The sequence below is a fragment of the Methylibium sp. T29-B genome (assembly GCF_000576225.1).
Lineage (GTDB): Bacteria > Pseudomonadota > Gammaproteobacteria > Burkholderiales > Burkholderiaceae_C > Methylibium > Methylibium petroleiphilum.
In genome coordinates, this window is sequence record NZ_AZSN01000034.1 from 1 (window position 1) to 21450 (window position 21450).

At 66.4% G+C, this 21450-nt stretch carries 19 protein-coding genes; 8 read left to right on the forward strand and 11 right to left on the reverse strand.

What is annotated here, in order from left to right; genetic code table 11:
- Positions 1-33: 33 nt before the first annotated feature.
- From Y694_RS07890 to Y694_RS07900, 3 genes are all read right to left on the reverse strand, one after another.
- Positions 34-3087, reverse strand: a complete 3054-nt coding sequence (locus tag Y694_RS07890; RefSeq protein ID WP_031943513.1) for a BPTD_3080 family restriction endonuclease — start codon at positions 3085-3087, stop codon at positions 34-36.
- An 88-nt stretch (positions 3088-3175) separates the two neighbouring features.
- Positions 3176-4294, reverse strand: coding sequence for a YhcG family protein (locus Y694_RS07895; protein ID WP_197028763.1), 1119 nt, complete (start codon positions 4292-4294; stop codon positions 3176-3178).
- 237 nt (positions 4295-4531) lie between these two features.
- Positions 4532-5743: a replication initiation protein gene (locus Y694_RS07900; RefSeq protein WP_231497586.1), complete on the reverse strand. Its 1212-nt coding sequence runs from the start codon at positions 5741-5743 to the stop codon at positions 4532-4534.
- 671 nt (positions 5744-6414) lie between these two features.
- Here Y694_RS07900 and Y694_RS07905 point away from each other — a divergent pair.
- From Y694_RS07905 to Y694_RS25605, 6 genes are all read left to right on the forward strand, one after another.
- The gene (locus Y694_RS07905) at positions 6415-7530 is read left to right on the forward strand and encodes an AAA family ATPase (protein WP_031943596.1); all 1116 of its coding nucleotides are present in this window, start codon (positions 6415-6417) and stop codon (positions 7528-7530) included.
- 362 nt (positions 7531-7892) lie between these two features.
- Positions 7893-8774 carry a ParB/RepB/Spo0J family partition protein gene (locus Y694_RS07910; RefSeq protein ID WP_031943595.1) on the forward strand — a complete coding sequence of 294 codons (882 nt, stop codon included), beginning with the start codon at positions 7893-7895 and terminating at the stop codon, positions 8772-8774.
- 428 nt (positions 8775-9202) lie between these two features.
- Positions 9203-9559, forward strand: coding sequence for a hypothetical protein (locus Y694_RS07915; RefSeq protein ID WP_031943594.1), 357 nt, complete (start codon positions 9203-9205; stop codon positions 9557-9559).
- 15 nt (positions 9560-9574) lie between these two features.
- Complete coding sequence (locus Y694_RS07920) at positions 9575-10234, forward strand: hypothetical protein (protein ID WP_036231475.1); 660 nt, start codon at positions 9575-9577, stop codon at positions 10232-10234.
- Entirely contained in the window at positions 10231-11895 is a 1665-nt protein-coding gene (locus Y694_RS07925; RefSeq protein WP_031943592.1) for a site-specific tyrosine recombinase XerD, read from the forward strand. The genes Y694_RS07920 and Y694_RS07925 overlap by 4 nt, the downstream gene beginning before the upstream one ends.
- The gene (locus tag Y694_RS25605) at positions 11871-12377 is read left to right on the forward strand and encodes a site-specific integrase (RefSeq protein WP_031943591.1); all 507 of its coding nucleotides are present in this window, start codon (positions 11871-11873) and stop codon (positions 12375-12377) included. The genes Y694_RS07925 and Y694_RS25605 overlap by 25 nt, the downstream gene beginning before the upstream one ends.
- Before the next feature lie 294 nt (positions 12378-12671).
- Here the strand turns inward: Y694_RS25605 and Y694_RS22505 are convergent, their stop codons facing one another.
- A complete protein-coding gene (locus Y694_RS22505) occupies positions 12672-14930 on the reverse strand; it encodes an ATP-binding protein (protein ID WP_081771206.1) in 2259 nt (752 codons plus the stop codon).
- Between the two features lie 92 nt (positions 14931-15022).
- Between Y694_RS22505 and Y694_RS07935 the strand changes: the two genes are divergently transcribed.
- Together Y694_RS07935 and Y694_RS07940 are read left to right on the forward strand one after the other, a co-directional pair.
- Positions 15023-15526, forward strand: a complete 504-nt coding sequence (locus Y694_RS07935; protein WP_031943588.1) for an SRPBCC family protein — start codon at positions 15023-15025, stop codon at positions 15524-15526.
- A 28-nt stretch (positions 15527-15554) separates the two neighbouring features.
- Positions 15555-16172 carry a response regulator transcription factor gene (locus Y694_RS07940; RefSeq protein WP_031943587.1) on the forward strand — a complete coding sequence of 206 codons (618 nt, stop codon included), beginning with the start codon at positions 15555-15557 and terminating at the stop codon, positions 16170-16172.
- 623 nt (positions 16173-16795) lie between these two features.
- On the opposite strand, the gene Y694_RS07945 is transcribed toward Y694_RS07940, so the two are convergent.
- The 7 genes from Y694_RS07945 to Y694_RS25610 all read right to left on the reverse strand — a co-directional run bounded on the left by Y694_RS07945 (position 16796) and on the right by Y694_RS25610 (position 21366).
- The gene (locus Y694_RS07945) at positions 16796-17125 is read right to left on the reverse strand and encodes a cytochrome c (protein ID WP_371820138.1); all 330 of its coding nucleotides are present in this window, start codon (positions 17123-17125) and stop codon (positions 16796-16798) included.
- A 41-nt stretch (positions 17126-17166) separates the two neighbouring features.
- A complete protein-coding gene (locus Y694_RS07950) occupies positions 17167-18393 on the reverse strand; it encodes a sulfite oxidase (protein WP_004306455.1) in 1227 nt (408 codons plus the stop codon).
- Entirely contained in the window at positions 18390-19022 is a 633-nt protein-coding gene (locus tag Y694_RS07955; protein WP_004306457.1) for a hypothetical protein, read from the reverse strand. Before Y694_RS07955 ends, Y694_RS07950 begins: the two co-directional genes overlap by 4 nt.
- Positions 19019-19552, reverse strand: a complete 534-nt coding sequence (locus Y694_RS07960; RefSeq protein WP_031943585.1) for an RNA polymerase sigma factor — start codon at positions 19550-19552, stop codon at positions 19019-19021. Before Y694_RS07960 ends, Y694_RS07955 begins: the two co-directional genes overlap by 4 nt.
- Before the next feature lie 70 nt (positions 19553-19622).
- The gene (locus Y694_RS07965) at positions 19623-19985 is read right to left on the reverse strand and encodes a DUF305 domain-containing protein (RefSeq protein ID WP_004306461.1); all 363 of its coding nucleotides are present in this window, start codon (positions 19983-19985) and stop codon (positions 19623-19625) included.
- Positions 19982-20920, reverse strand: a complete 939-nt coding sequence (locus Y694_RS07970; RefSeq protein WP_231497588.1) for a beta-propeller fold lactonase family protein — start codon at positions 20918-20920, stop codon at positions 19982-19984. The genes Y694_RS07965 and Y694_RS07970 overlap by 4 nt, the downstream gene beginning before the upstream one ends.
- Positions 20917-21366: a twin-arginine translocation signal domain-containing protein gene (locus Y694_RS25610; RefSeq protein WP_231497587.1), complete on the reverse strand. Its 450-nt coding sequence runs from the start codon at positions 21364-21366 to the stop codon at positions 20917-20919. Before Y694_RS25610 ends, Y694_RS07970 begins: the two co-directional genes overlap by 4 nt.
- Positions 21367-21450: the final 84 nt, after the last annotated feature.

A 21450-nucleotide genomic window follows, 5' to 3' on the forward strand; every position in this document is an offset into this window, starting at 1 on the left:
GTTCCGGATTTCTTGGTGGCCATGGCGAGTCCGTCAGACGGTGGCGGGCGCGAGAAGGCCCTGGATGAGTTTCGCGAAGTCGGCTTCGAGGTCGTGTGCCGATCGGAACTCGGCGAAGGCCCAGCGACCGTACGTCCCGAGCGCATTCACGCCGGGCACCCATTGCGTGGTCATCGTATCGGCCTTGACCACGGCGTCCTCGCCGCGGAACCCCTTGATCTCGACCACGAGGTTCAATGGGTCCTCCCGGCCATCATCGATACGCACGATGAAGTCAGGCCGGTAGTGCCGCTGCGTGCCGCCCAGGCGGTACGGCACCTCGAAACCCATGCTGTGGTTCTTAGCGTAGGCCAGCACATGCGGATGCGCCTCGGCAACGCGGCAGAACTCGGCTTCCCAGTCGCTGTCATACACCACCCAGTTCACGTGGCTCTTGGGTGGGGGGCCTTGGGTAGCCCACAAGGTCTGCTTGGCTGTAGTGAAGTTCACCTGCCGTGTACTGCCGGTGGGGTTGAATGGATCGAGCACCACACGCACTGCGTTTGTGCCGGCCAGCGTCGCGCTGATCGCGGAGTGAATCCGCTCGCAAGCCATGTCGGTGATCTCCTGATGCATCACCTGCGCCTTCCAGGTGCCACCGCTGCTCTTGAGGTGGTCCCGCACCCATTCCTGCGCGATGCCCTTGAGCTGGCCGAACAGGTGCAGCTTCGGGTCTTGGCCCGGATCGCGGTACTTGCGATACAGCAGGTGCTTGGCCAGGTGGAAGGCGATCGAGTTGTCGCGCGTGTCTTCCAGGTGTTGCACGGTCAGGTTCACGCCCTCCCCCACGATGCCCAGGTTCTGTGTCGTGGATGGACCCACAAGATCGGGCGTGAGGGTGAGGCCGGAGTTCGTACTGAAGGTCGCCTTCAAGCGCTCTGCCGGCAATTCCACCCGATAGCCATCGACTCGCGGGAAGCGGATCTCCAACGCATCGCGCTCGGGGCTGATGGCCTGCACGCGTGTGGTCTTCACCGGCGGCTTGGGCGGCACCACGACAGGCTTGGCCGCGAAGTCGAAGGGTATGCCCAGCACGTCGGCGTATTCCACGTCGAACTTGTCTTCGGCGTTCAACGTGTAGCTCTGGCGGCGCAGCGCGCGACCCACCACCTGCTCGCACAGCAGCTGCGTACCGAATGCCCTCACTCCCAGCACGTGGGTCACGGTGTTGGCATCCCAGCCTTCGGTGAGCATGGACACGCTGACGACGCAGCGGATGCCCTCGCCCAGCCTGCCAGGCTTGCCCACGGTATTCATCACCTCGCGCAGCAGGTCGGCGTCGGTCAGCTTGTCGGCCGCTGCGCGGTCGCCTGTGCGTTCCATGATTTCGCGGCGAAAGCGCTCGATCGTGTCGGCCTCGATGTCGCGGAAGCCGGGGTCCAGCGCCTCGCCGGATTCCAGTTGCTCGCTGTCGATCAGCAGCGTACGTGGCCGTGCCAACTTCTGGCCGTTGTCGTCGTAGTTGCGGAACAGCTTGAGGCGACCGTTCTCAAGGGTGGTGCCGCCGGTCTCATTGGCGCGCTCGAAGCCCGAGACGTAGTCATAGACCAGCTTCGATGTCGCCGTGTTGTTGCACACCACGATGAACACCGGAGGCACCTCGATGCCCTGGGCCTGCCAGCTGTCGAAGATCTTGGCGTAGTGGCCGTACAGGGCCTCCAGCGCGGTGTACAGCTCGGTCGGCAAGGCCAACGGGTCCAGCTTGCCGGCAGTGCGCACGCCCTTCTTCGGCATGCGCTTGCCGATGTGGTCCCACAGGTTGCGGAACTTCGGCGCGTCCGCGCCGGTGATGTTGTCCGCCACCGGCACGCGCGGCAACTTGACGATGCCGCATTCAATGGCGTCCATCAGCGAGAAGTCGCACATCGTCCACGGGAACAGCGTGCCTTCGGCATAGCCCGAGCCGCGCAGGAAGAAAGGTGTGGCCGACAAGTCGAACACTGTCGGCACGCCGAGCTTGCGCTTCACGGCCTCGATGCCACTGATCCACAGCCGCGCGGCTTCGTTGTTCTTCTTCGCCTCGTCCTTGTCGTCACCCTTGAGGTCTTCGAGGTCGGCCTCGGCTTCCTTCGGCTTGGCCCGGTAGCAGTGGTGGGCTTCGTCGTTGATGACGAGCACGTTCTTGATGCCCATGAGTTCGGGCATCACACGCTGCAGCATCTGGCCTTCGGTCTCCAGGGTCTGAATCGGTGCGCCTCGGCCTTGGAGCAACGCCCGGCCAGCGGCAGTGATATCCAAGGTCTCGCGCAGCTTGAAGGCGTGATAGTTGGTGATCACGATGACGGCGCGCTTGATGTCGCCGAGCATGTCGCCGGGCACGATCTCGCGGCTGGCGTAGTAGCTGTCCGGGTCCTGTGGCAGCAGCACGCGCAGACGGTCCTTGATAGTCAGGCCTGGTGCCACCACGAGGAAGCCGCGCGTGAATTGCTTGCTGGCCGGGTGGCGCACCGCATTCACGGTCTGCCAGGCGATGAGCATGGCCATGACGGTGGTCTTGCCTGCACCCGTGGCCAGCTTCAAAGCGATGCGGAACAGGTCCGGGTTGGACATCGCATTGGCGCCAGCCAGGTGCTCTCGAAACTTCTTGCCCGACGCCCCGAGCTTGGGGGCGACTTCGGTCAGCCAGATCGCCGTCTCGACCGCTTCAATCTGGCAGAAGAACGGCCGGACGCCCTGAAATTGGTGGTGCCGCCAGTGCTGCAGCAGGCGCGCGGTTTCGGGCGTGACCTGCCACTGCTGCGGATTCGGAAGCGCGCGCCAGGTGTCTACATAGCCGCGCAGCTCATTGATGATCGGTGTGGGGTCGTACTTCTGCTCGGCCGTGCTGAGGCCTTCGTCGTCGGCCGTCAGCTCCAGCTCGACCTGCACGGTCGGTCCCTTGGGTGCCTTGCGCTTCTTCGCCTTGGGGACGGGCGTGATCAGGTCCGATCGACGGCGTGATTCGATCAGCCGATTCGTTGGCTGACCGTCGGCGTCCAATTCCCAATGCCTGCCTGGGTAGGCATAGGGCGAGTTCAGGATCGGGTGTTCGAAGAATGTCAGCTGCATGGGCCTCCCTGGTTCGACCTGTCGCCCTGTACCGTAGAAATCAGGCGTCGGTTCTTGATGGTTCTGCCGTTGGGACGCACAGGTTGCGTTACCCACGAGCTAGTGGCGAGCTTACCGGCTTGCCACTGTGAATCTTCCTGTGGAAATTGCTTTGGCGATCATGGCTTGGTGCCTTCTTTCGCGGCAGCGGCTGGCCCGCCGGCGAGCCGGACGCGATATCGGGCCCTGGTGCATTCAAGGCATAGAACTCATGCAGCTTGGCAGCCAACATCTGCTTGTCTGGCAGTTGGGTCTGGTACTGGGCTACCAAGGCTGGCGAGAGGGAGCGGCTGAGGGCGTACTCGACCACCTCGCTGTCCTTGGACGCGCACAGGAGAACACCAATCGCCGGGTTTTCGTGAGGCTTGCGCACGTCGCGGTCCAGCGCTTCAAGGTAGAAGTTCAGCTTGCCCAGGTGCTCGGGCTCGAACCGATCCACCTTGAGCTCGATGGCCACGAGGCAGTTGAGACCCCGATGGAAGAACAGGAGGTCGAGCGCGAAGTCGCGGCCACCCACTTGCACCGGGAACTCCGAACCGACGAAGCAGAAGTCGCGCCCCAACTCGATGAGGAAGGTGCGAAGTTGGCCTAGGAGGCCGCTGTGCAAGTCGGCCTCGGTGTGGCCGGCCTGCAAGTTGAGGAACTCGACCGAGTAGGCATCCTTGAAAGCAGCCCCAGCGGCGGCGCCATGCATTTGTGTCAGCGCTGCCGACACTTTTGCCGGGCTGAGCACCGCACGCTCGAAAGTACCAAGGCTGTACTGCCGCTCTAGTTCCCGGCTGGTCCACTTCTCCTGCACCGCCAGGCGCAGGTAGAAGTCCCGCTCTTCCGGGCGCTTTGACTGGGTCAGGATGATCAGGTTGTGGGTCCACGGCAGTTGTGTCAGCAGCGCTGTCACATCCTTGTCGGCCGTGCTGTAGGCCTCGAAGAACTGCCTCATCCGAAACAAGTTTCGGCGCGTGAAGCCGCGCTGCCCTGGCATTGTTCGGGCGAGGTGCTGGGCCAAGCTGTCCACCACGCCCTCACCCCAGACGGCCGCGGCCAACTTAGCGCTGATGTACTCGCCAATGCGCCAGTACAGGCCGACGAGTTCGCTGTTGACTGCTTGGTAGGCCCGCTGCCGCGCCTGTTCGATCAGGCCAACGACCTCGGCGAAGGAACTCTCCACAGAGTCGGAGCTATGCGGTCTCTTCGCCACACGGCTGCTCGTTGTACTCGCCTTTGGACTTGGCCTCTTCGTGCTCACGTCAGGGCTCTCGGTTCATAGCGAACTCAAGCAGTTGCTTGTCGGTTACTTCACCGGGCCACATGGAGCTCGCCAACCACCTGAAGAATGAGCTGGCTGCGATGCGACTTCTCACCCCGTCCCGGCGCCAGGCTTTCGCGATGGGCGATGCCAGTTCGTTCAGTCGTTCATCCTCGAAGCGAGCGATGTGCCTGTCTTCTCGCCCTCTGGCATTTCCTCGAAGAGTGCCTTGGCCCGGCTTGACTGATGGTGCTGCCACTCTTCACGCAGGCGCTGGAGGCGCTCGTCGAAGCTTGGACGCGGAACAGCGACTTCAGCTGGTGGCCTACCGCCCTCCCCTTCGCCGGCATATTGCTTCTTCAAGGCATCGCGCAGGTACGCCGCGGGTGAATTCAGCGGTGGCAGTGAGGTGTTCTTCATGCGCAGCTCGACATGCTCCACCGCCGCGCGCAGCACACCTTCGTCCGTTACCGCGTACAAGTCCTGGGCGTCGCCACGCTTGAAGCCGATGGTGATAACCCGCTCGACCAGTTCGAGGTCAAAGACATTCTTGGCTGAGTCCCGCAGGCCCGATAGGCTTGCTTGAGGCTTCGGCAGCACGCGGAACTGCAGCTCTTCAACCTTGCGTCCACGCTTGTGTTCGACCACCTCCAGCCGGAAGTCCTCGCACAGCGTGTCCAACTCGACGAGTGCCTTCTTGATGGTGTCGCGGTGAAGGATGCGGTAGTCGACGGTCGTGATGTCGCTTCGGCCCGTCAAGACCGATGCCCACCAGATCACGTCCTCGCGCATCGTGAGCCGGCCAGGCGAGGTTAGATACCGCGCACCAAGCTCATAGAGGACCGAGGCCGCATAGCTCCGCATCTGTGAACTGATTTCTAGGAGCACGCGGGTGTACTGCGCTGGCTTGACGAGGCGGTCGCGAATGGGCTCTGGATAGGTCCACGTGATGGTGCAGGCCTGGCCGCGCCCAGGTTCATCGATGACCACGGGCCCAAGCAACTGGGTCGAGGTCCACTGGCGGGCGTTTCCGCCGCTGGTATGCCACTCGATGGTGGTGGCCTGCATGTCCCGGATGTGCGACTTCAACAGTTCGGTGTTGTTCGACGTGAAGCGCGCGTCGTCTATGAGTTCGGCCAGGAGAATGGAGTAGCTTGGCCGGTCGACCCCTTGCTGTTGTGCGTGGTACAGGAAGACGTTGTAGATCCGTCGCGACAGCAGGGTTAGCTTTCCGCGCTTGGGGCGGATCGCGATCGCCTCATTGGCTTTGGCAACCGACTGGTCGTCAGGGCGTGTCGCTACCTCCGACGATCTCGGTGATCTTTGCTTCGTCGTGACGAGAGGGAGTTCGTCGGTGTCCGGTTGCTCCATCGGAGCCCTTACTGAGACTGCTGTTCGCCATGTTGGCTCTGTATTGTGATTGTGTCAATTCACAATACAAAAGAGAGCCCCCGCCGGTGGCGCCTTGAGGGTTTGAGATTGAACACTTGAAAGCTTGAAGAGTTGGTGCGCCGAAAGATTGTTCTAGAACAAGGACTTAGGAGTAGATCGCCGAGGGGATATGGGCAACCGGCGGAGACTCTTTGGGGACCTCGAGGGAGGGGATATGGGGTTCTGGCGGTATGAAGTGGAGACTTTTTGGGGATGTCCGTGAGGGGACATGGGGATCTGGGCAACTTCGAGCTTCTTAGAGCGCAGATTGGTGGGTCTGGAGGCCGTTTGACCCGCCGTTACTTGCTGCGGTCCCCATAAAGTCTCACAGTTGTGGCCACGAACTTTGCCTCGGCCAGGTCGGTTCCCCAAAGACTCTCACAGTCGTTCTCGCGCAGGTTCTGCGTATTTCGCTCATTCGTCGATTCCCGGTACACTAGCCGAAATCCGACGAATCGAGGCGAAGAGTGGCAACATCGACAGCAGAGGCGAACGCGGCAGGATCAGGCGCTGGCAACCAGGTTGCCACTCCGGTGCCCTCCCCTTCAGTGTCGCCCAGGGCTTTGATCGACATGCGCCGAATCCAGGCGCTGGCGACACGAGCTTCGGGCATGGTCGAGCAGATCCGTGGGCGCCTTCTGGCTCCTGAGGCGCGCAAGATATCGCCGCTGTACTCGGCTGCACAGGTCGCGGCGCTGTGCGGCGTTGACAAGGCCCATGTCAACTACAGGATCTCCAAGGGAGACCTTCCATCCGGACGGCTAACGCCCACGGGCGGCAAGCGCGAGTTCAGTTTGGCTGAGGTCAGGCAGTGGACCCGTGCCTATCGACACGAGAAGATGAGGCCGACCGGTCAACGCGCGATCTGCATTGCCGTCGCCAACTTCAAAGGTGGTGTCTCTAAGACAACCAGCGCCATGATCTTGGCCCAGGGCCTGAGTCTTCGTGGGCATCGTGTCCTGGCCATCGACATCGATCCGCAGGGATCGCTGACAACTTTGCACGGCATCCTGCCTGAGGCCGAGGTCAGCGAAGAGATGACCATCGCGCCGCTTTGCAACGGTACCAGCGATGACATCACGCCAGCCATCCGATCGACGTACTGGGACGGGATCGATCTGGTTGCGGCTGCGCCCTTCCTGTTCTCCGCGGAGTTCGCCCTGCCCGCGCGCCAAATGCAGGAAGCTGGCGCGAGGTTCTGGGACGTCCTCAACGCGGGGCTCGAGCCCGTGCGCGATTTGTACGATGTGATCGTCATCGATACGCCGCCCTCGCTTTCGTACGTGACGATCAACGGCCTGTGGGCGGCCGATGGCGTCATCGTCCCCGTGCCGCCATCAGGCTTGGACTTTGCCAGCTCGGCGCAGTTTTGGTCCTTGCTTGCCGACCTTGGAACAAACCTGGACCAACAGGAGCCTGCGGGCGCGCAGAAGGTTTTTGACTTCCTGCACGTGCTTCTGAGTCGTGTGGACCAGGCCGACGCAGCGTCGCCAGCAGTTCGACAGTGGATTCAAGCGACCTACGGCGAGTTTGTCTTGCCAGTCGAGATCCCGAAGACATCGGTCACAAGCAACAAGTCGGCTGAGTTCGCGACGGTGTACGACGTTCAGAAGTACGACGGCTCGGCCAAGACCTACAAGCGAGCCATCGACACGTACGACCGATTCGTCGATCTCGTCGAGGAGTCCGTCGTCGAAGCCTGGCGAGCGCGAAGGGCGGCGGCGTGAGGCTCGGCGGCGGCTGGCAACCAGGTTGCCAATCCAATCGGCAGCCGTTGAACGGCGGCGCCGTGGCAACTTGGTTGCCACTCCAGGAGTCAGCCCGATCGGGGATGCTGGCGCAGACTTTTATCTCGAATGGCAACCAGGTTGCCACACAAGAAGGGCGCTGAAATGAGTACGAAGTCGAAGCTCCTCGCGATGACCGAGAACTTGCAATTGCCCGAGGACTCGCCAGCGAGTGCCGAGGCTCAGTGACCGCTCCGGCACCCACGCCCACGGAGGGACAACCCGTCGGCACCGCGCAACAGCCTACACCGAAGTTTCCGCCCGTCCCGACTGGCGGCGCGCCCAGGACCGGGCCAGGCCAGATGCTGCAGTTCCGCGGGCAGATGTTGGCCGTCGAGGGGGAGCTTGGGAAGCTTCGAGATCGTCTCAAGGAGCACGAAGGCTCAACCCCGACGCGTAAGCTCGATCCCCAAGCGGTCGTGCCCAGTCGCTGGGCGAACCGCCACCCAGCCTCGTTCAGCACTGCGGAGTTCGCGCGGCTGAAGCAGGACATCGAGCTCGCCGGCGGCAATGTCCAGCCGATCTCGGTTCGCGTGCTGATTGACCAGCCTGGCCGATATGAGATTGTCTTCGGGCATCGCCGTCACCGCGCGTGTAGCGAGCTAGGGATCCCGGTGCTGGCGACCATCGACACCAGTGCCGTGTCCGATCACGAGTTGTTCTCGGCGATGGATCGCGAGAACCGGGAGCGTGCGGACCTGTCGCCATATGAGCAAGGCACGATGTATCGCCGCGCCCTCGACGAGAAGCTCTATCCGTCCAATCGTCGGCTGGCTGAAGCGCTTGGCGTATCGCATACCTGGGTCGCAAACGTCCTTCTAGTGGCTGACCTTCCGGCGCCAGTCGTTGAGTGCTTCAGGTCGCCACTGGAGATTCAACACCGCCATGCGAAGAGCATCGCAAGTGCACTCGAAACGGACAGGAAGGGTGTCCTGCGCAGAGCAGAGAAGCTGCGGGCGCAAGAGCGTCCGAAAGCCGCGGCTGCAGTGGTCGCCGCACTCATTGGCACAGCCAATGAAGCTGCGGAGACGGCGCATCAGCCGCTAGAGGTCGACGGGAGACAGGTCGGGCGTTGGTCGAGAGATGGGGCAGGGCGCTTGATGGTTCAGATCGAAGCGGCCCACTTGAACGATGACCGGCACCTAGCCGTGCTGAAGTCGATTGCGGCGGCACTGAAGGTATAGGCCAATCGGGCCTGGCAACCAGGTTGCCAGACTTCGCATCCAGCGCAAGCACCAGCAGCGGTCGCAAGGACTGGCCAAGGGGTCGTCGCCCTCGAACTGCCTGTTGACTACCGCCACAGCCTGGCCCGAAATCTTGATCAAGTCGGCGCAGCCAGACCCAGCACCGCAGAACCCGCCCAACAGTCCGCGAACCGCCCGGCTGCCACAAGTAGCTGGTAGGCGAGCCGAACCTGCTCAGGCTAAGCGCGAGGGCCCCCTGGATCGTCGTAAGAGGCAACCCGGATCCAGGACCCCTCGGCCGAAGCCTACAAATGGCGATCAGTGCAATACATGATAAGTATCCTTATCACCATGCCGAAAAACGGGTGACAAATCAGCCTTTGCCAGGAGACAATCGGCCAAGTGCTTGATCCGCAAGGAGAACCGCTGTGGCCGGCCCGCTCGACATCGACGACGACATGCAGCGCATGGTGCTGCGCAAGGGCGAGGCCACCGCGAAGGGCGGCCACGCCTTCCAGCGGCTGCTGCAGCTCGCCGAAACCCGCGACTCCGGCCAGGTCCGGCGCGTCGCGCTCTTCATCGCTGCGACCTACAACGGCGAGGCCTTCCCCTTCGATCTGTTCGAGCTGCGCGCGGTCGACGAAGCCATCAGCGACGACATGCTGCTGTGCATCGACGCGCTGCGCTGGGGCCAGTCCGACCTGCACAGCCTGGTGCCCGACGGCGACCGACGGGTGAGGGCGGTGATCGAGCAGTGGGGCCTGAAGTGGCCCGAGGCGCAGTGACTGCCGGCCACCTTGGTGACTGACAGCTACCCGACCCCGCTTGACGACGCCGCGCTCGGCGCGACGTGGGCTGCAGCCTGGTCGGCGCTGGGCCGGCCGGCGCCGGCTGGATTGCAGGCCGAACTCATGACCGCCTGGTCGGAACCGCAGCGGCACTATCACGATCAACGGCACCTGCGCGAGTGCCTGGCGCTGTGGACGCGGTGGCGCGAGCACAGCCCGCGCGCGGGCGAGGTGGCGATCGCGCTGTGGTTCCACGATGCAATCTACGACCCCCAGGCGAGTAGCAATGAACTGAACAGTGCCGCGTGGGCGGCCCGGTCGCTTGTGCGTGCCGGCGCCGACAGCGACACGGCGCAGCGTGTGCACGACCTAGTGATGGCCACGCAGCACGACGCGCCAGCCACGCTCGGGTCGAGCCTGGACGCTCAGCTGCTCGTCGACATCGACCTGTCCATCCTCGGCAGTCCGGCGGAACGCTTCGAGCGCTACGACCAGGACGTGCGCAAGGAGTACGCGTGGGTGCCGGGCTTCCGGTATCAGGAGGCGAGGGCGCAGGTCCTGCAGAGCTTCCTCGACCGACCGCGGCTCTACCACGGCGAGCACGCGGTCGCGCTGCTCGAAGCGCAGGCCCGCATCAACCTGGCCGCCGCGCTGTCGCGGCTCGCGCAATGAACGCGCGCGACGACAAGGCGCTGGCCAGCCCGAGCCCGAAGCGGCCGAAGGCTGCACGGGCAGGGCAGGGCGCAGGTGCTCTGGCGCCGCTGTTCGGCACCTCGACGCGAACACCGACGCGCAGCCTCGCACCGGTCAGCGCCGCCCGGAAGCGCAAGCTGCACGTCGGCCACTTCGCGTTCATGCGCTCGGTCGTGCAAGGCCTCGATCCCCGCGAAAGCTGGGAGCGCTACTTCCGCGTCGAAGGCGAGGCCACCAACCAGCGCACCGTGCGCGCCACCATCGCCTGGATCCGCGACGAGTTCGCCGCAGCCGCGAAGCGCGAAGACCGCTTCGGCACCGCGCGCCTGGTGCGCATCGACGCGACCCGCATCGCCGACCCGTCGCTCGAACTGCCCAGCCTCGAAGCCTTCGCCGAAGCGCATGGACTCGAAGACGAGCGTCAGGCCGACCAGATCGCCGCCTTTGAGGCCGAGTACGGTCGCGCGACGCAGCGCCTGCGCCGGCGCGCCCGGCTGATCGCGCGCCAGCTCGAAGCGCTGCGCTGGCTTGAAAGCCTGGTCGCCCAGTCGCCGAAGGCCGGCGACTCGGTTGCGGCCTGGCTGAACCCGACGCTGGCCAGCCACCTGGAGGCGGCCGACATCTTCACGCTCGCCCAGCTGGTCGAGCGCATCAACGGTGTCGGGCGGCGGTGGCACGCCGGCATCAAAGCGATGGGGGAGGGCAAAGCCCTGCGCATCGTCGAGTGGCTGCGTGAGCATCAGGACAGCATCGAGTTGCAGCTCGGCCGCCATGTGGCGATGCCGCGCAGCAAGCTCTACGCGCACGAGCTGAACGCTGTGGTCCTGCCGGCCACCGACATCCGCCCGATTGAGAAGTTCCTCGTGCCGGCCGAGTTGGACGGCACGCGCGGCCTGTACCGCCGACCGCAGGCGCAGTGCCTGCTGAAGGCGACCAACGACTACCAGGCCATCCTCGCCTGGCTGCGCTCCAAGCATGGCCTCACCCCCGAGCAGAAGGCGCACCTCAAGGCGCGCCGGCGCCAACGGGACACCGGCGTCGAGCAGGGCATGGACTGGCTGCAGGCGCTTTCGAACACCCAGCGCGCCTACCGCAAGGAAGCCGAGCGCTTTCTGCTCTGGGCGATCACGCACAAGGGCAAGGCCTTGTCCTCGATGAGCAACGAGGACTGCATCGAGTACCGGGATTTCCTGGCCGACCCGCAGCCGCGCAGCCGCTGGTGTGGCGACCGCGGGCGTGAGCGCTGGTCGCCGCTGTGGCGGCCCTTCGAGGGGCCGCTGTCGGCCTCGGCGCAGCGGCATGCGGTGACGATCTTGAAGAACCTGTACGGGTTTCTCGTCGACCAGAACTACCTGATGGGGAACCCGTGGTCAGCCGTGGGCGTGCCACGAACTTCGGGGCCGAAGGTGAACGCGGGGCGGAGCTTCAGCCTGGCGCAGTGGCAGTTCATCGAAGGGCAGCTGAAGATGCTGCCTGCGACATCGGCGAACCAGCGGCTGACTTTCGGGCTGCACCTGCTCTATGCGACCGGGCTGCGGTTGTCGGAAGTTGTGGCGGCAACCGTCGATGATCTGCAGTGGGTCGAGTACCCGGCCGATGCGTCAGACGATCAGCCATGGAAGGCTGGCTGCTGCGGGTGATCGGCAAGGGGCAGAAGGAACGCGAGGTGCCGCTGCCGGCCGATGTGGTGGGTGAGCTGGCCAGGTACCTGGTTTCGCGGGGGCTCGATGCGGACCCGGAGGACATCGGCAACCAGGGGGCGTTCCTGCTCGGCAAGGCCAGCGACGCGGCTGAGCGCGCGCCGGGACTGAGTACCGGGCAGGTGATCGACCCGCGGCAAGGGATCGCCGCGACGACGTTCTACGACCAGATCAAACGCTTCTTTGAAGACTGCGCTGGCGTGCTGAGAGGGCAGGGCGACGCGAAAGGCGCGGAGCGATTCACTAAGGCCAGCACGCACTGGATGCGGCACTCGCACGCAAGCCATGCGATCGCGAGCGGCATGCCCATCGAGGTCGCGCAACAGAACCTGGGGCACGCGTCACTCGCCACCACGACGGTCTACGTCACCACCGAGAAACGCCGTCGAATGAAGGCTGTAGAGGCGTTCTGGAAGAGATAGCGCAAGCCATCCGACCGTTCGGTGTGCGACCGCTATCCGGCGGCTTGGCGCGAATCCTGGCCAGCCGGAATCGACCCAAAGCGGCTCTTCGCCGAACTCGATTCCAAGCCACCAACGTGCCGGCCAGTTGACCACGCGCCGGAGGCGGTGTGCGCTATGGCAGCCGGCACACGGGCGTTGCGGCGGCGGCTTCTTCTTCCCCGGCCGCGCCGGCAGCAGCCGCCAATATGAAGGCCCACGGGCCTGCGATTCCGCGCCACCGCAGTGAAGGACCGACAGGACGTGGCGACGGTTTCATCGGCCAGCAGTCTGGCGCAGTGCGGCGCTGATGGCTGCACGCAGCTTCAATGGCGTCAGCGGCTTGCGAAGCAGGGGCGCACCGCAGGCCTGTGCGGCATCACGCAAGTCAGGCGTGGCATCGGCGCTGATCAGCAGCGCGGGGCTGGCGCTGCCACGCGCACGAAGCGCCAGCAGCCAAGCGCTGCCGCTCGCGCGGCCGAGGTGCTCGTCGATTAGAAGCAGGTCGTGGCCGGTGACCGGCGGTGCGGCTGCGTCGACCAGGCGGGTGGCCGACTCGACGTCGCGTGCAGTGTCCACTTCGGCGCCCCAGGCGCGCAGCAGCCGCGCGCAGGCGTCGAGAACCTCTGGCTCGTCGTCCACCAGAAGCAGCCGGCGGCCGGCCAGTGCTCCGGGTGGGGCTGCTGAGATTGCTGCGACGTCGGGCTCCGCGCCTGCGGCGACCGGCAGTTGCAGCGCGAAGACGCTGCCCCGCCCCGGGCGCGAGGCAACGCGCACGCGGTGGCCAAGGCTACCGGCCAGGGCGCGGACGATGGCCAGGCCCAGGCCCACTCCGTCGGCATGGTGGGCATCGCGCACATAGGGCTCGAAGATCCGTTCGCGCTGTGCGCGGGCGATGCCGGGGCCGCTGTCGAGTACCTGGATTTCCACCTCGCCCGCCCGGCGCACCGCGCGCAGCGCCACCCAGCCTTGAGCGGTGTAGCGTAGGGCGTTGGCAAGCAGATTGCGCACGATGCGTTCGACCAGCAGCGGGTCGCTGACCACGGACAACCGGGGCGACACACGCACCACCAAACGCAGTCCGCTGCGCCCGGCCTGCAGGGCTGCTTCTTCGCCAAGCCGTTGCAGCAAGGGCGCCACATCGAAGTTGCGCAGCGCGGGTTGCAGGTGGCCGCTTTCGAGCCGGCCGAGGTCGAGCAGGGCGTCGAACATCGCATGCAGCGCGGCCACGGACTGCTGCAGCTGAGTGGTGAATGTGCCGTCTCGTGCCACGGCAGGCTGCGCGGCCAGCAGACCGAGTGACAGGCCGAGCGCGTGCAGTGGCTGCCGCAGGTCGTGGCTAGCGGCTTGCAGAAAGGCGCTGCGCGCGCTGGCCGTGGCCTGTGCCTGTCGGCGTTGCTCCCGCTCGAGGGCCACCGCGACCTGCTGAGCAACGAGTCTCCCGCCCAGCCGCGCCACCTGCTGACCACGTGCCAGCGCGGCGAACAGGTAGACGGCGAGCAGCCCGGTCAACAGCGCGCCACCGAGCAGGGCCGCTAGCGGCAGCAGCCACGGCATCCAAGCCGAGCCTTCGGCTGGGCTGAACAGGCCGACCCAGTGGCGGTCGGCCACGCGGAACTCGTGCACGTAGGCCTCTGGCGCGTTTTCGCGTGCGCTGGCGAAGTCGCCCGCACCCTCGCCGTTCCCATCTGCCGCCGTTGCCGCCCCCAGCGTGAACAGGCGCTGCTCGACTGCCGGTGCGTCCAGGTCGAACAGGGCGACATAGGCGGTATCGGCCTGCGCTCGCGGGAAGATGCGGCGCAGCAAGGCGCTGACGTTGAAGACGCCGAAGGCCAGCCCGGCCAGCTGCTGGCCCGGTGCCGGAACGCCGTCTGGCCAGACGGGCTGGAAGACCTGGATCACGGTGTCGCCATCGGCGCCCCAGGCATCGGAGCGGCGGGCCTTACTGGCGGCGACGCGGCCACTGGCCAGCGCGTTGGCAATCGCCTGGGCACGCGACGGCAGCGACGGCAGGTTGAGCCCCGGCGTGACGTCACCGCCCTGCAGGGCGGTGAGATACTGCGCCGCGTAGCAGTCGTTGCAGCGCGCGACGATGCGGCGCAGGCCGTGCCCCGTGGCCTCGAAAATGGCTTCTGGCCGACCGCTGCGCTCGCGCAGACCCGCCTCGAAGTCCGGGCGTTCGGCCTCGCCGATGCGCGGCGCCCAGCCGAGCGCCACCGTGCCCTCGTGGAAGGCCGCATCGGAGCGCACGAACCGTTCGAACTGGCGTTCATCGAGCGCGCCGCCGGCATCGTGGAAGGCCTTCACCGAGGTCAGCGATTCGAGCGCGAGTTGCAATGCCAGTTCGAGCTGACGCACCTGAGTGGCCGCCTGCTGCGCAAGGTGCAGGCGTTCGCGTTCGGCGCGATCGATCGCCAGCGCCCGGGTGCCGAGCACGCTGAGCGCCAAGCCGAGCAGCAGCACGACCGCCGCTGCTAGCAACGGCCAGCCCGAAGCCTGCGGGTTTGTGTCGGCGCCGCCTATGGCCGAAGGCATATGGCCGCCCTGGGCGGCTGCCTCAAGAATCGCCTCGGCTCTGCGAGGCCCGGGCCACCACCTTTCCCACCACGACAACGGAGACTCCCTTCATGCACAACCCGCACCGATCCATTCTCGCCGCCCCACGCCGTTTGGCTGCCATCGCCCTGGTTGCGGCAGCGGGCGCCGCCCAGGCCGGCGGCAGCCTGAGCGTGAGCCGTGAAGTCGAGGTCGATGCGGCACCCGCCACGGTGTGGAAGCTGGTCGGCAACTTCAACCACTTGGACGTCTGGCACCCGGCAGTGGTGGCGAGCACGCAGAAGGGCGGGATCCGCACGCTGACACTGGCTGGCGGCGGCGGCACCATCGTCGAAAAGCGAACGGCCCTGAGCGACTCGAAGATGAGCTACAGCTACGTCATCCAGAGCGGCCCGCTGCCGGTGCAACAGTACGCCTCGACGCTGACCGTGATGACGGGTGCTGCCGGCAAGAGCATCGTCAGCTGGACCGGCACCTTCAATGCCAAGGGAGCCCCCGACGACAAGGCCAAGGAAGTGATCCAAGGCGTGTACGACGCCGGGCTCGCGCGCGTGGCGGCGAACTTCAAGAAATGAGCCTGCGTTCGGCCGCGACAATGGGCACATGCACATCATCGTGGCCGACGACCATCCGCTGTTCCGCGACGCCCTCGTGCGCCTGGTGCAGCAGGTGGCGCCTGCCGCCGAGGTCCTTGAAGCCGCCAACGCCGCCGAAGTGACCGCGGCGCTCGCGCAGGCCCCCGACGCCGAACTGCTGCTGCTCGACCTGCGCATGCCCGGTGCCCAGGGCGCCGCCTCGGTGGCGCGATGGCGGGCGGAGCACCCGGGCGTGCCCATCGTAGTGGTGAGCGGGTCGCAAAGTGCGATCGAAGCGCGCGAGGTGCTGGCCGCGGGTGCGCACGGCTGCCTGCGCAAGTCCACCCCTCCCGAACTGATGCTCGACGTGCTGGCGGGGCTGCTCGACGGCAGCGGCATCGACCACCCGGCGCTGACCTCCAGCGCCGAAACGCCCCCGGTGGCCGCCGCGCCGGCCGGGTTGACGCCGCGCCAGGCCGAGGTGCTGGTCTGGCTGGGCACGGGCGCATCGAACAAGTACATCGCGCGTGCTCTCGGCCTGGCCGAGGGAACCGTCAAGCTGCACGTCGCGGCCGTTCTCCATGTCCTGGACGCGCGCAACCGCACGGAAGCGGTGGCGCGGGCGCGTGAGATGGGCCTGACCTGAGTCTCGCCGATCCCGCGCGGTGGCATTCGGCAAGGCCCCGCGGACGCAAGTGCAGCAACACTGCCAGCATGCCCGTCGCGGGCCTGCGGATGGGACCAATCCGTAAGCTCGCCACCGTTCTTGCACCGGCGGTTCTGGGCGGCGTGTCGCGCGCAGCCTGAGAGTTCAACGTCACGCAGTCGGCGGTGCCCGTCCATCTCACGCGCGGCAAGAAGCGGCTGGCATTCCACCGCTAACGCGCAGTGAGCGCGGCTTCGAACTCGCCCCAGGCGGGAAGGACCATGGAACATTGTTTGGACAGCCATGCATCGGCATTTTTCGGCCAGTAGCAAGCGACCGGAAAGCTGCCTTTGATGACGGACCGTTAGTGGCCGGGACTACCAGTTCGTGGACGCCGCCGACAGTGGCCGCTCGACCAGCCCCCTGCTGAACGGCCGGTCTTCGCGGTGCTGACCTCACGATCACGACCCAATCCAGTCTGTCGAGGAGTTGAGAAGCAGTCGCTGCCGACGGCGGCGACCGATGAAGATGCCCTGCGTTTCGGTGCCAGTCAGCGTCTTGCGGCCCGCGCGGACGAGCCTTTATCGGTGGGGATGCACCACAGATTCCACCCACCTGAAGTTTCACTTGGCACCCCCGCTGGCCTTCGACACGTAGAGCGCCAGCGCCGCAATCTCTGCTTCGGTGAGCTTGTCCTTGTACGAGGGCATCTGGCCCAGCCCGTTGCGCAGCGCCTTCGCCACGCGCGCAGCGTCGGGCTTCAACTCGTCCAGCACCGGGCCGACGGCGCCCTCGGCGCCCGCGGCCTGCAAGGTGTGGCAAACGGCGCACGACGGGACGACGCCTTGCAGGAACAGCTTCTTCCCTAGCGCGAGTTGCGCGCTGTCGTCGGCCGCCAGCGCGGGTAGAACGGGCAGCGCCAGGCCGGCGACGAGCACCGACGCGACCCTCATTGCATGCAACATGAAGCGCTGCTGGATGGTGCTGCGCATGATCAGGCCACCGTCACTTTCACGGCGTGGTCGGCCCAGCTCGTGTTGTTGTAGCCGCCGGCGTTTTCCATCCGCTGTTCGGGCTGCACGTTGCCGGCCGTGTCGGTGGCGCGGCTGGCCAGCGTGTGGCTGCCAGCGGGCAGCTTCGCGGCCAGCACGAACTGTCGCCAGGCATAGCGGCCCAGGTCGGGCCCGGTGAGCCGCGCGTCGTTCCAGGTCTTGCCGCCGTCCAGCGACACCTCGACGCGCTTGATGCCGTTCAGCCCGCCGAAGGCCACGCCTTGCACCTGCACCAGGCCGGCCTTGACGCTGGATGCATCAGGCGCCGGCGAGTTGATCCACGACTTGACCGACATCTCCTGCACCGACGGCTGGCTCGGGTCGCCCTTGCCGCCCGGCGGCGAGATGCGGTAGCCGTGCGACATGATCTTCGCCTCGGTTTCCTTGGCCGTGAAGGCCAGGCGCTTGATGTACTTGATGTTGTTCACGCCGGTGTAGCCGGGCACGATCAGGCGCAGCGGCCCGCCGTGGGCCAGCGAGATCGGCACGCCGTTCATCTCCCAGGCCAGCAGCGCGTCGGCCATCGCGGCGGCCGGCACCGAGCGCTCGACGATGATGCTCAGCGGGTCCAGGCCTTCGGGCAGCTTCTCGCCGCCGGTGCCGGTCAGGTAACCGGCGCCCGGCACGACGCCGCCCAGCGCTTCGGCCACCACGCGCACCGGAACGCCGGTCCACATCACGCAACCCGCCGCGCCCACCTGCCAGGGTGTGCCACTGGGCTTGCTGGGGAAGTAGCCGCGACCATTGCCCGAGCACTGCAGCACCATCGCGGTCGTCTCCACGCCCATCGTCTTCAGCTCGCGCAGCGTCAGCGTGCGCGGCGCCTTCACGCCTTCGATGGCCACCTGCCAGGCGTCGCGGTCGGCGACGATGGACGCGTCGGGCGCCGGCAGGTTGTTGCGGATGTAGAGCTGCTCGCCCGGCGTGATGACCCCGCTGCCGAAGGCTGCGCGCTTGGTCTCGATGGTGGTGCTGCTGTGCACGATGACGCTGGCCGGGTCTTTCCACGCCACGTAGGCGGGCAGCGGCTTGGGCGTGGCGCTGGCCACTGGGGTTTCGCCAGCCGCGGCGGCACCGCGCGTGAAAGTGGCCAGGCCGGCCGCGGCCAGGGCGCTGGCGCTGCCGGCCAGCATCTGGCGCCGCGGCAGCGAGTTCAAGGTCTTGTTCATCGGGTCTCCTTGGGGGTCGGTGTGGAATTCGGTGGGGACATGTCGGTGGCTGGACCGAACTGGCTTTGCGCCACGGCCAGGGCCTGCTTCTTCTGCGCCACCAGCACCAGCGGCTTGCCGTCGCGCGAGGTGATGACTTTCCAGTGCACGTTGCCCCACCAGCCGCTGCCCTCCGTCAGTGCCACCGCCTTGTCGAAGGCGAACACGGTGACCATGCCGCCCTTCTCGAAGAAGGTGGTGAGGTGGTAGACGAGGTGGCCGTCGATGTCGCAAGGCCGCATCAGCTGCGGGAAGCCGGGCACCACCTGTTGGCCGGCCAGCCCCAGGTGCTGCAGCAAGGGCGCGCTGGCCATGAAGGTGCCGCGCAGCGTGCGCTCGAAGTATTCGTGTTCGATGGCGCCGCGCACGAGTTCTGGCGGGCGCATGGCCAGCACGGCGCCGGTGCCGCTGCCTGCCAGCAGCAGGCCCAGCACGGCGCGCTGGAAGCTGCGCCGCGCCATTAGCGGCTGCGCCTTGCGGTACAAGTGCGGCGGGGCGTCGATGGGCTCGAAGGCCAGCGCCAGTTCGGCGCGCGTGCGCAAGTCGAACGCGCTGTCGGGCAACTCGGGCGGCCGGAGTTCGCGCTTCATGACGGGGTCTTCCGCAAGGGCGTGACCTGGGCGCCGCCGGGTGCCCGCACTGGCACGCCCATCACCTGCTTCAGCGCGTCGCGCGCGCGAGCCAGGCGCGACAGCACGGTGCCGGGCGCAATCTCCAGCGCCTCGGCCATCTGCGCGGTGGGCATGTCGTCGAAATAGAACAGCACCAGCACCTCGCGGTGGATGGGCGCCAGCCGCGCGAGCGCCTTGACCACGTCCAGCTTGTCGTCCAGCCCGGCGTCGGGGGCGGCCTGCTCGGGCTGCTCGTCGTCGTCCAGCGACTGCATGCCCGGCGCGGCCTGGCGGAAGGCGGCGCGCCGCATGATCTGGAACAGCCAGGCCCGCGCCAAGGCCGCATCGCGCAACTGCTCGCGGTGCTTCCAGGCGTTGGCAAAACAGTCCTGCACCACGTCTTCGGCGATGGCACGCGAGCCTGTCAGCGCCCAGGCGCTGCGCAGCAGGAAGCGGTAATGGTCCCGCACCCATTGGTTGTAGCGGGACTCGGCAGACTGGAACAGCATGGTGATCAAGAGCGGACAGCGCTGCGGTTCATTCCATCGCCATCGTCAGTGCTTACCCTCAGGCTGGGCATCACGGCCCGCGCGTGCCACCCAGCGATGGAAATTCGGCTGCCGAACCCGCGCTAGAGCGCTGCTGCAAGGCCGCCAGCCGCCGCGTCATGCTCTCGATCTCGATGGTCTGGCCGGCGATGATCTCCTCCGCCAGTTGCCGCGTGGCCGGGTCGCGGCCGTGCTGCAGCACCAGCCGCGCCATGTCGACGGCGCCGGCGTGGTGCGGAATCATCATCGCCAGGAAGTCGATGTCGGCCTGGCCCACGAAGCCCGGGCCGTGCATGTCTTGCATCATGCGGGCCATCGAAGCGTCCATCTCGCGCTCGAAGGCACTGACTCCATGTTGGGCGTGTCCGCCCCTCATGCCCTTCATGCCCTTCATGCAGTCTGCCCCTTGGCACCCACGCGCACGTAGACCAGGTTGATGCTCTTCTTGTTGCGCAGCGCTCCGGAAGGCAGGGTCAGGTTGCCCAGCGGAATCTGCGCGATGAAGACCGGCTTCAGCGGGTCGCTGACGTCGAAGGCGCTGCACACCGTCTGGCCGGCGTTGGGCGTGCCGGGCAGTTCGTCCTGCTCGTGCGCCACGTAGAGCAGCGTGTTCTCGGGGTTGGTCCACAGCCCGTGCGATTCGCGGCCGTGGCTGAAGAAGGTGCCGACCACCTTGCGCTGGCCGCTGGCTGCGCTGCGGTCGATGATGGCGATGGGGCTGGAGGCGACGCCGCCGGGGCCCCCGTCGTCGATGCGCGCCAGGCTGGCATAGACCACGCTGCCGCGCGCGTTGCTGACGAACTCGACGTGGTTGGGCCGCGCGCCCATGCCCAGCGGCACGCTGTCAATGAGGTCGAAACCGCCCCGCGTCGAGCGAGAAGACAGCGCATCGGCCAGCTTGTGCGAGAACCACACCTCGGCGCCGTCGGGCGTGGTCTTCATGAAGGGCGTGAAGCCGGGCTTGTCCTGCGCACTGATGTCCAGTGTCGTCACGCGCTGCGGCTGGCTGTGGCCATCGGCGCCCGGGTTGACACGGAACACGTCGACCTGCGACACCTTCTGGCTGGCCACGAAGGCCAGCGTGCCTTCGCGGTTGAACCATACCTGGGCCGGGCCGTTGATCGTCGGCAGGAACTGGCGGATGGCCGTCGAACCTGTGTTGTCGGTGCCCTTCAACTGACGCAGGGCGAGTTCGACGTTGACGATGGCGATGCGGTCTTCCCCGCGCAGCGTCACCCAAAGCTCCTTGCCGTTGCGCGTGAAGGTGGGCTCGTGCGGTTCGCGGCCCAGCAGCAGCCCGCTGCTCAGGCGTTCGGGGTTGGTCGTCATGCCAGCGGCCGGGTTGGGCGTGTTGCCGATGACGCGGCGCTGCTCGGCGTCGACGAGGTAGATGTTGCTCGAGCCGCGCCCGCTGGTGGCCAGCAGCCGGCCGTCGGGCGACGGCACCGCGCCGTGGGCGTCGATGCAGCGTGGTACAGCGGCTTGTGGATCATCGCCGCGTGCGTCGGCGCCACGCCGGCGGTGACATAGCGGAAGGGCGGCCGCGGGTCTTCGTCGAAGCTGGTCAGGTTGATGGTGCTCTCGACGGTGTTGGTCCTGGGGTCGATCACGACCAGCGTGTTGGAGTCTTCGTTGGTGATGAAGACGCGGTCGCGCGGGTCGATGCCGGTGGCGGCGGCGGCGCTGGACGGCGCCTGGGCTTGCGCTGCGGGCAGCGCGCTGGCGGCTGCGGCGGCCAGCGAGTATTTGAGGATGTCGCGACGTTGGGTGGTCATGGGTGCTTTCTTTGTTCAGTGCAAAGGTGGACTGGGGCCTGTGACGCGCGACCTTGCACCCAACGAAGGGCTGTGTCGGTGCGT